General features: G+C 68.2%; 6 protein-coding genes. All 6 read right to left on the reverse strand.

Annotated features, from left to right (window positions below; genetic code table 11):
* Positions 1-15: 15 nt before the first annotated feature.
* The 6 genes from ABD329_RS32335 to ABD329_RS32360 all read right to left on the reverse strand — a co-directional run bounded on the left by ABD329_RS32335 (position 16) and on the right by ABD329_RS32360 (position 10,308).
* Positions 16-1,269 (reverse strand): sugar ABC transporter substrate-binding protein, encoded by a 1,254-nt coding sequence (locus tag ABD329_RS32335; protein WP_198274798.1) that lies wholly within the window; start codon positions 1,267-1,269, stop codon positions 16-18.
* An 82-nt stretch (positions 1,270-1,351) separates the two neighbouring features.
* Entirely contained in the window at positions 1,352-3,334 is a 1,983-nt protein-coding gene (locus ABD329_RS32340) for an alpha-L-fucosidase (RefSeq protein ID WP_198274799.1), read from the reverse strand.
* A 66-nt stretch (positions 3,335-3,400) separates the two neighbouring features.
* Positions 3,401-5,806: a ricin-type beta-trefoil lectin domain protein gene (locus tag ABD329_RS32345; protein WP_198274800.1), complete on the reverse strand. Its 2,406-nt coding sequence runs from the start codon at positions 5,804-5,806 to the stop codon at positions 3,401-3,403.
* A gap of 168 nt (positions 5,807-5,974) precedes the next feature.
* Positions 5,975-7,420 (reverse strand): hypothetical protein, encoded by a 1,446-nt coding sequence (locus tag ABD329_RS32350; RefSeq protein WP_246618071.1) that lies wholly within the window; start codon positions 7,418-7,420, stop codon positions 5,975-5,977.
* Between the two features lie 289 nt (positions 7,421-7,709).
* Positions 7,710-9,143, reverse strand: a complete 1,434-nt coding sequence (locus ABD329_RS32355) for an arabinofuranosidase catalytic domain-containing protein (RefSeq protein WP_198274801.1) — start codon at positions 9,141-9,143, stop codon at positions 7,710-7,712.
* Positions 9,144-9,666: 523 nt separating this feature from the next.
* A complete protein-coding gene (locus ABD329_RS32360) occupies positions 9,667-10,308 on the reverse strand; it encodes a DUF2461 family protein (protein ID WP_246618072.1) in 642 nt (213 codons plus the stop codon).
* Between the last annotated feature and the right edge of the window lie 22 nt (positions 10,309-10,330).

Consider the following 10,330-nt stretch of genomic DNA (forward strand, 5'->3'; position numbering starts at 1 on the left):
CAACAACCCCCGGAATCACGGCTGGTTGACCGCGCTCCGCGCGGCGGCGAGCGCGTCCTTCGGCGACTTGGCTCCGCTGAGGGCGGACTGGACCGCCTTCCACATCTGCTCGGAGATCTTGGGGTACTTGGTGCCGAGGCCGCCACTGGTGCGGCCCTTGGCCGCCTTGACCGCCTCCGCCCAGGGCTTGAGCTTGGCGTCGGCCGCCACCTGCTTGTCCTGGATTTCGCTGGTGGGTGCCATGTAGGACAGGGTGGTGTCGGTGGTGTAGAGGTTTTCAGCGCCGGTCAGGCAGGAGGCCAGCTTCCGCGTTGTGGTGTAGCGGCCTGTGTCGCTCTGGACGGGGATGGTGACGAATTCGCCGCCGGTCGGCGCCGCGGCGGTGCCGCCCTCGGCGCCGGGGATGGGCAGGACGCCGTAGCCGAAGCCGGCCTTCTCGGCGTTGGCCAGCTGCCAGGTGCCGTTCTCGGCGAACGCGTAGTCGCCGCTCGCGAACTCTTGCCAGCTGGTGGTCTGGGTGTTGTTGATCACCGAGTTCGGGGCGTGGCCCTTCTCCAGCCAGTCGGTCCACAGGGACAGCGCCGACACGCCCTGGGGAGAGTCGAGGCGGGTCAGCTTCGCGCCCGACCCCCAGAACCAGGGCAAGAACTGGAAGCTCCCTTCCTCGGTGCCGATCGCGGAGAAGGTGATGCCCTTCTTCCCCGCCTTCTTCACCTTCTCGAGCGCCGCCGTGAGCGACGTCCAGTCCTTGACCGAGGTGATGTCCACGCCCGCGACCTTGAGGACGTCCTTGTTGTAGTAGAGGGCGAGGGTGTTGGCACCGACTGGTGTTCCGTAGGTCTTTCCGCCCGACTGGCCGGCCCCGAGCAGGTTCGGGTCGACCTTGGAGGTGTCCAGCTTGTTGTCGTCGGTGGTGGTGAGGACTCCGGCCTCCGCCAAGGTCGGCACCACAGGATTGTCCACGATGAGCACGTCCGGGGAGTTGTCCTGCTGGGCCGCCAGGAGCACCTTGTTCGACAGGTCGCTGGTGTCGAAAGCGGTCCGTTTGATCTTCACGCCGGCCTTGTCGCCACAGCCGTTCAGCAGCTTCGCCCAAGCCGAGTCCTTGCCGAATTGTGGGTACGGGTCCCAGATGGTGTAGGTGCCGCTGTCCGCGGTCCTCGTCTCGGTGCCGCCCAAGCCGGAGCCGCAGGCGGTGGCACCGGCGGCGAGAACCAGGGAGGTCAGGGCTGCGACGGTCAGACGGCGTCGTCCGGAGAAGCTGTTCATCGCGGGTTCCTTCGTTTCTGGCATGCGGATACCGAGGGCAAGGCGTGGCCGGCGCGGGCCGCACCGCCTGTGGGGGGATGGTTCAGACGCCGGTGATGGTCCATTCGTTGTTGGTGCTGGAGTTGGGAGTCCACATCACCGTGGTCGAGCCGGCCGTGGTGCTGCCATTGCCGTCAAGGGCGGTACCGGTGCCCCGATTGATGATCTGGTAGCGGTTGCCGCCGAGGCTGCCCAGCGACCACTGCTGGTTGTCGCCGCCGTTCCAGGCCTCCTGGCGGGCGGGAGCGCCGTTGGTGGAATCGCCCCAGCTGTCGGCGGCCATGCCGTTGGTGCGGTTCATGATGCGGTAGTAGCCGTTGCCGAGGTCGGTCAGCTGCCACTGAAGGTTGGTGCTCCCGTCGTAGTTCCACTGCTTGAGGTTGGAGCCGGATGCGACGTTGCCCCCGCTGTCGAGCGCCAGTCCGCTGGTCACGTTGGCGATCTTCACCCAGGTCGTCGAGCCGCCCGGCGCGCCCAGGACGGGGATCTCACCGGAGAAGGTGAGCTTGACCGTGTACGCCAGGGCGCTGAACGGCGGGTTGGACGAGGGCATGGTGAGGTGCAGGCCGGAGGCGTCCTGGACCGGTGCGGGCAGGTCGATGTAGGTGCCGGCTGTGTTGTTCAGCAGCTTGGCGCCCGTCAGGCTGCTGAGGTTGATCTGGTTCGAGTTCAGTGTCGTGATGGTCATGGTGCCGCCCTGCCAGCCCAGCGCGGTGGCGTAGAGGACCTTGTTGTCCCGGCTGCGGGTGAACCGGACGTCCTGCGGTTTGCCGGCCACCGGTCCGCTGAACGAGCCTCCGCCCATCTTGGTGGGGCCCTCGCCGTAACTGGTCCAGGAGCGGGTGGAGTAGACCGCCTCTCCGAAGCGGCCGAGCCAGTCGCCCATGGCGAGCAGGATGGACCGCTGCCCGGAGGGGATGGTGCCGTCGGACATCGGGGCGATGTTCAGCAGCATGCTGCCGCCCTTGCTGACCCGGTCGATCAGCGAGTGCAGCAGTGCCTGCGTCGAGTAGTAGCCGATGCCCTCCGTGTAGCACCAGCTGGAGGAGGAGATGCTGTCGTCGGTCAGCCAGTAGGGGGTGAGCAGCCCTGCCGGGCCGCCGCGCTCGAAGTCGAAGACCTCACCCTTGTTGTTGAGGCCGTCCTTGTAGGTCGCGACCACGTCCCTGTTCCACGAGACGGCCTGGTTGTAGTAGTGCGCGAGGAACTCGAGCCGGTAGGACTCCTGCACCAGGTTCAGGTCGAAGTCCTGCCAGACCAGATCCGGCTGGTAGCCGTCGATGATCTCGATCAGCTTGTCGTACCAGAGCTTGTTCTCCGCGGCCGAGCCCTGCTGGGCATAGAGGACGCGGAGTGTCGGGTCCGACTGGGACGGCACGTGGTCGTAGTAGCCGTTGAAGTGGTAGGCGTGGTGCAGCGAAGCCATGAACTTCAGCCCCTGCCCGCGGATGGCCTGCGCCTGTAGACCCACCAGGTCGAGTCTGGGACCGTGCTGGACCGAGTTCCACGGGTTGGAGCGGCTGTTCCACATGGAGAAGCCGTCGTGGTGCTCGGCGACCGGCCCGGCGAACCTGGCGCCCGCGGCCTTGAACAGCTGCGCCCAGGCGTCCGGATCCCACTTGCCGCCCTGGGAGACGGGTTTGGGAGCGAACTGCACGTAGTTGCCGGCCTTGTCGCGGGCGCCGTCGATGAAGTTGTTGTACGGCCAGGCCGAGGGGTCGCCGTAGGTGGCGATGTGGTGCCTGTTCTCGGCCGAGCCGCCGATGTACATGTTGCGCGGGTACCACTCGTTCCCGAACGCGGGAACACTGAAGACGCCCCAGTGGTAGTAGATGCCGAACTTGGCGTCCTGGAACCAGGCCGGGGCCGGGGGGTGCTGGTCCACGGAGGACCAGCTCGCGGTGTAGCTTCCGGGACCGTCGGTCGCGGCGGCCTCGGGGGCGAACCGCAGCAGCCCGAAGGCCGTGGCCGCGCCGGCCGCCGCCAGCAGTCGGCGCCGGCTGAGCGGCAGGGAAGAGGAAGACATGTGGGGCCTCTCGGGGGAATCGACGGAGGTGGTGCGGGAGCCGGTGATCGTCAGCCGGTCACCGGATCACTCGCGCGTCCACTTCTGGTTGCTGCTGCCGTTGCAGGTCCATAGTTGGAGCAAGGTGCCGTTGGCCGTTCCCGCGCCGGTGGCGTCCAGGCACAGGCCGGACTGGACACCGGTGATCGTGCCGTCGGCATGGATCGTCCACTTCTGATTGCTTCCGCCGGTGCAGTCCCAGATGTCCACCTTGGTGCCGGGGCTGGTGCCTTGGCCCGAGGCATCCAGGCAGTCGCTGCCGTAGACCCGCAGCTCGCCGGCCGGGGTGTCCGTCCACTGCTGGTTGCCGCCGCCGTTGCAGTCCCACAGCTCCACCTGGGTTCCGGGTGTCTGCGACTGGTTCGGCACGTCCACGCAACGCCCGGAGCCGACCCCGACGATCGCGCCGGTCGTGCCGTCGTTTCCGCCGCTGCCGGGGGTGATGGACAGGTTGTCGAACTGCGCCGTCTCGCCCTGGCTGGTCGCATAGCCGATCTGCCCGCCGGCCCAGGTGCGGTCGTTCACGGAACCGACCGTGGCACCGTCGATGACGGCGGTGATGGTGGTGCCGGAGAAGGTGAGGGCCAGGGTGTGCCACCGGTTGGTGCCCAGCGCCGCGGTCGTGCCGCGGGCCAGGGTGGAGACATTGCCGCCCGTGTTGGAGTTCAGGATCGACCAGGCCCCGGTGTCGCTCACCCGCAGGTGGTAGGCGTTGAGCCCGCCGGTGCTGTTGTAGTCCTGTGCGCCTGCACGGCCGATCAGCTCGGTGTATCCGGGCTGTTCGAGCATCACGTCGGACGAGACGGTGTAGTTGCTCCAGCCCACGTCACCGAGCAAGGCGTGCGGATCGGACAGCGCGTCCCAGGTGATCGGTTTCTGCGGGCTCATCTGGCGCACGCACTTGCCGCCGCGGCCGCCGCCGCAGCCCACCTCCTCGAAGGCACCCTGCCAGTCCATGAGGTACTTGGCCTCGGTGCCGGTCGCGTAGCTGTCGAAGGAGTCGCCGTACGGAAGACTCATCGTGCCCTGGGCGGGGCCGGTGGCGGTGCCCTTGCCCTGACCAGTCGTGGTGGTCAGGGTGTAGACGCGACCGGGTTGCACGGTCAGGCTGAAGCCGCCGCCGGACGGCGTGATGTCTGTGGCGTGCACGAGGTAGTCGGCCGGGTTGTTGGAGTTGACGTCGGTCGACCAGACGTGGACGGTCCCGGTGGACAGCCCTCCGGTGACGGTGAAGTTCAGCGTCTGGGCGCCGCCGGCGTCCATCGTCTCGATGACCGTGGAGTAGTCGGAGTTGTTCTTGGACTTCAGCGAGACGTAGCTGCCGTTGTTCCGGTTGCCGCCGAGGTAGCCGCTGGAAGCGTCGAGGTACTTCCACCCCGGGCTGGTGAACTGGCTGGTCTGAGCCATCACCCAGGCGTTCTTGCCGATCCTGTAGTGCCCGGACCACGGCTGAGCGGCCACGGCGAGCCCCATGGTGGGGTACGGCAGGTTGGGCGTGATCGCGGCGACCACCGGCCAGTTGAGATACGCGGTCATCCGGCCGTCGATGTATCCGCGGTTGATGCCGCGGGCCACGGCCGGGGCGCCCGCGTTGTAGTCGTCCGAGCCGTTCTCGCTGGCCCACAGCGGCTTGCCGGACGATGTGGCGGCCGACGGCACCGAGCAGTTGGACTGGGACGACCGGTAGCCGCAGGGGTAGTGCGTGCCGATGATGTTCACCGCGGCGGCGAACGCGGGGTTGGAGTTGACGTCGTTCGCCACGGCCCAGTCGGAGTCCGCCGCGACGATCTTGGTGTTGCCGTAGCCGTTGCCGTCGAGCGCGCTGCGCAACTGCTCGTACCAGGAGACGTTGTAGCCTCGCTCGTTCCACCCCCCGAGGTAGTCGATGGTCAGCCCGTGCTGCTTGGCGCAGCCCAGCCACGAGAGCAGGTAGTTGATCGTGTCGGTGGACCAGAAGTTCCCGCCGCCGATCCAGCCGGGCGCGCCCCAGGCGAGCCCGTACAGCTTGATGTCGGGGTTGCGCGCTTTGGCCTGCTCCATCAGCCACCATTCGTAGCCCCGGTCGCAGTTCAGGTCGGACCGGGTGTGCTGGTGACTGGGCTCGGCCCCCGAGGTGGAGTTGGTGTCGCCGCCGATCTCCGCTTTGAGGATCTGTAGGGAGGCACCGTAGCCGGGCCGGAACAGGTAGTCGAGGATCTGGCCGCGTTCGGGCTCGGGATAGTCGATCAGGAGTCTGCTGTTGCCGCCTCCGCCGCTGATCGCGCCGACGCCGTCGAAGGTCCGGCCGCCGGATGCGCCGTTGATCGTGATGGAGGTGGCTGCCTGGGCCGGCACGGCAGCCGTGCCGACGAGGCCGCCGGCGGCCAGGACGAGGCCCGTGAGCACGGCGGTCGAGGCGCGCAGACGCCGGAACAGCCGTGTGAATGCTGACACGATGGGTTCCTTTCGCCGGTCGGAGGCGTCCCGTGGCCGCCGGGTCCGGCCACGGGGCGCGGTGACTGTGCTGTGCTCGTGCTGCTCGTGGTGGCGGTGCTGCTCGTGGTGGCCGTGGCTCCACGGTTGCCGGAGGTCGCTCACGGGTCGGCGTCCGTTCAGCCGCGGTCAGCGGAGGATGAGGTTCTGGAGTTGGTGGTAGCCGTCCGGGAAGCCGCCGCCACTGGACGAGGCGGGTGTCAGATAGACGGCGAACGCGTCGTGCGAGCCCTGGAACGTGAACGGCACGGTGATCGAGCCGCCCGAGGCGCTCACGTTCTGGTCGTACACGATGTACGGGGCACCGAGCGGCGCCTGGTCGGGGATGCGGTGCACGGTGACGTGCACGCGGCCGTCGTTCGTGAGCCAGGGCAGGGACGCCAGCCCGTTGAAGGTCACGGACGCGGCGCCGCTGTACCCGTTCGAGTCGCCGATGACCGCCACCGCTCGCTTGGCGGTGGAGTCCACGGAGGCCGAGATCGCCATCGAACCGACCTGGCCGGACGTGTCCACGAGGGTGCCGGTCATGTCGGCGTAGTCCCGAAGTGCCCACCAGTTGCCGGTCGGCTGCCAGCTGCCCCCGCTCTGGGTCAGGACCCCGGTCAGGTTCGGGGTGACGCAGCACACCCAGTTGCCGCGCATCGCGTTGGTGTACCCGGACTGCGCGAACCGCGCCAGGTACCAGGCCGTCACCCCGGCGGTCTGCCGGTCGGCCGGCTGGTACTCGTTCGAGGACAGCGGCAGCGGACCGATGCCCGCCGCGGTCAGGGCGCCGTTCAGGGCCCGCGCGACGGTGACCGGGTCGTCGACATCGCCCTCGTTGTGGTTGGCGATCATGTCCGGCACCGTCCCGGCCGCCTTCACGTGCGCGAGCCAGGTCCGCCATTCACCCCGGTTGCGCTCCGGGGTGAACGCGAAGGACGGTCCTACGATCTGCGCCCCGGGGGCGATGCGCCGGATCTCCCGGTAGGCGGTGTCCCACATCTGGAAGTACTGGGCGCTGTTGACACCCCGGGTCCAGAAGGCGGAGATGTCCGGCTCGTTCCAGATGTCGTAGGAGAACGGGAGCCCCGAAGCCTGTAGCGCTCCCACGGTGGAATCGATGAAGCCGACCCAGTTGGAGCAGTCGCCGTTGTCGCACGGGTACCTCGTGTTCGACGGCTGGCCGCCGTTCGCGCCATAGATGTCGCTGACGAGCACCTGGTACTGCGCGTGGTAGGGCGGCCGGGTGAGCCGTTTCGCCTGCGCGATGATCGAGTCGAGGTCGGCCCGGGTGGCCGAGCCGTACTGGTAGCCGTCCCTGATCCAGCCGCCGGAGAACCATCCGCCGCCGCGGAAGGCGTTGATCCCCAGCGGCTGGATGAACTGGTCCGCCGGCCGGCTGCCGTCTTCGCTGAAGCCGTAGAGGAAGCCTTCCCCCACGCCGGTCGACGGCCCGCGGGTCGACGCCAGGTTCACGCTCAGCGATGTGGCCGAGGCGGCCTGGCTCGTGTCCGTCGCCAGCAGCGGCAGTACGAGTGCCAGCACGATGCCGGCCACCAGCCCCAGACGGGCGGGTCTCGCTCTCGTCCTCATCCGATCCTCCTGCGGTTCGGCGCCGCTGTGCCGCGGCGCGAGTGCTGGACGGGGGCCGCCTCCCGTGGGTACGGGGCGCGGCGCGGCGACGTGCCGGGGCAGCGGTCGGATGCCGCACGGGAGTCGAGAGGCGCCCACCCCTGCGGCACGTCCGCCGCCGAGGGAGCCAGCGACGGCCACGGACGGTGCGGTCGCCGCGGGAGCGGGGCATGCCTGGCAGCGGGGCAGGTTTCGTGGCCGTTCTTTGGACGTGCCGGGGGCCGCCACCTCCCGCGGAAGTGAAAGGAGCTCAGCGGTAGCCGGCCGCCGTGACATTGGCCTGGACCGCGTTGTCGGTCGCATCGGAGGGGTAGCCGGATACGATGGCTCCTTCGTAGAAGGTGCCGGCGCTCAGGTTGGCCCCGCCGCCGGGCTTGCAGCAGTCGCCGCCGCTGCCCAGGACGATGGCTCCTTGTTTCTTCATGGGGCTGTAACCGCTGGGAAGCCCGCCGTTCCACAAGGTGGTCAGGCCGCCGGATTGCGCGTTGCCGCCCTTGAGGGCGAACCTCGACGTCCCGTTGTTCTTGAGCATCGCGGTGACGAACTTGCTGGTGAAGGCCCGCTGGTTGGTGTTCCAGGACTGGCTGCCGCCGGAGTACAGGCCCCATTCGAGATCGGCCTGCACCCAGGGACCGCTGCCGGCGCAGCCGCCGAACCAGCACTGGGTGCCGAAGTTGATCGCGTCCATCGCCCCGGCGGCGTCGGCCTTCCTGGTCGTCTCGCTGTTGCCGTAGTCGAAGCAGCAGCCACTGTTGACGTGGGTACCGCTGGTCACCATGTACGCCCCTTCGGGTGCGGCACCGGTCGGCACGCCCGTCAGGTGACCGTCCCGCCAGTAGCTGTTCCCGGGGTTGATGTACAGCGAGTACGCCTTGGTGCCCCCGGCGGTCAGCGACTCGGAGGTCGCCTTCGCGGGGCTGCTCTGACTCGATCCGGGGACCTGGGCCGATCCCTGGTACCACAGGTCGTTGCCGCGTCCGGACTGGTCGTGGACTGCCGTGATCACGCACGAGGTACCCGCGCAGAACGAGTCCTGTGCCGCCGCGTCGGCGAAGCCGCCGGGCGCCAGCACGCCGATGTCCCTGGTCGCGTTGTCCGAGGAGCGCCTGACCTGGTACAGGGCGCCGTTGTAGGAACCGTAGAGCGCCCGCACCGTGCTGTGCGCGGCCACGCACGGCGTACCGCCCTCGGAGTAGATGTCACACGGGCCGGGCCCGCCGGACCCGGGTGGAGGTATCGGCTTGCTCCACATCTGGTTGCCTTGGCCATTGCAGGTCCACAGGATGACCGCCGTACCGTTGGTGGTGCCCGCCCCGTTGACGTCCAGGCATAAGCCGGACTGGGCACTGGTGATGGACCCGTCGGAATTCTGTCTCCACATCTGGGTCGACCGCCCGTCGCACGACCAAATGATCACCGGGATCCCCGGAGCCTTCTGGCTGTCGCGGGTGTCCACGCACCGGGTGCCGCTCATCGTCCTCAGCTCGCCCGCCGACGTGAACTCGAACGCCTGGTTCACCTGGTCGTTGCAGTCCCAGATGTCCAATGCCGTTCCCGGCGTGTCGACGTTGCCCTTGACGTCCAGACACCGCCCCGATGCCGGGCTCACCAGGGGGAGCGCCACCGCCGGCGCCGGTGCCGACCATGTCGGCGCGGTCGCCGACAACATGGTCAGCAGCGCCATCACGCATACGGCGGCCGCCGCCGGTAAGCGTGGTCCACGAGCCGCGGGGCTCCGGAGCGAAACAGATGAAAGCCGCATTTGGTCCCTTGAATATGTGAGGAAGGGACAGAGGGTGCCGGGTCCGTCCCGAGGGAAACGCTCAAGGCCGTTGCCACCGGTATGGATGCGGGGCCAGGGCGTTCCTGTTGGCGTTGCCGCCAGTGCGTTCGGCTTGCCCTTCCATTCGGCTCACGGGAAGGCCGGCCGCGCGTAGCCGTCGCCATCCCATCAGGGTCCGGTCGGGGGTGGGGCGCGCGGGCGAGCGTGTGATCCGGATGAGGTCATGGGTGACTCTCCCTTGGAGGCAAGGGTGTCCGAGAGCATCCACAGAGAACCCTCAGACATCCCATGTCCCATAGTGATTCCACCGGTTCCTCGCACTGTCAATAGGCATGTCCCCCTCAATCGGAACCCAATCCATCCCATGTTTCTTTTGCGCTGGTCAGCTCGCCATGACTCCGCGTCGGTTGTGAACGCGGCTTCCTCAGGCGTCGTGTGCGGTGCTGTTCACATGACGGACCAGCCACGTGAGCATGGCGTCGAGGTCATCGGCGGCCGCGAGGACTTTGCCGACAGCCTCAGGGGTGTGGAGCCACTCGTCGCAGCCGAGGGGTTGGGCAGCGATCAGTGAGCGGTGGCGCAGCAGGTCCGTGCGGGAGTGGTCGGACGGATAGCCCCGCGGGGGGCGCTTCATCACGTCCCCGGAGATGTCGTAGCCCTTCGCCTTCAAGTCCTCGACGATGGCCGAGAGTTCGTGGCCGCTTCCCTCGGCGGCGACCGCCTTGCGGAACATGGTGACCTGGCCAGGGTTGGGATACCACCAAGCGCCTTGGACCCGCAGGCCGTCCAGGTCGAACCGCAGACCGATCTCGATCTTGCGACCGAGCCGGATCACCGCGCCCTGGTGCTGCCACCACCAGGAGTTTGTGCGGTAGTGCCAGACGGAGAAGTCCTCGTACCGGGGATCGGCGTCCGCCACATCGTTCAGCAGCGCGATCATCGGCTGCCGGACGAGACGTTCGCGATCCGCACGGTACTGCTCGCGCACCGTGCGTGACGGTTCGCCCTCCAGATGCAGCAACACGTCCATGGCGCGCTCAGGCCAGCCGGTGAACCGTCCGCTCATGCGGGCACCATAACCCGCCAAC

Origin of the sequence: Streptomyces javensis (genome assembly GCF_039525925.1) — a bacterium.
GTDB lineage: Bacteria > Actinomycetota > Actinomycetes > Streptomycetales > Streptomycetaceae > Streptomyces > Streptomyces asiaticus.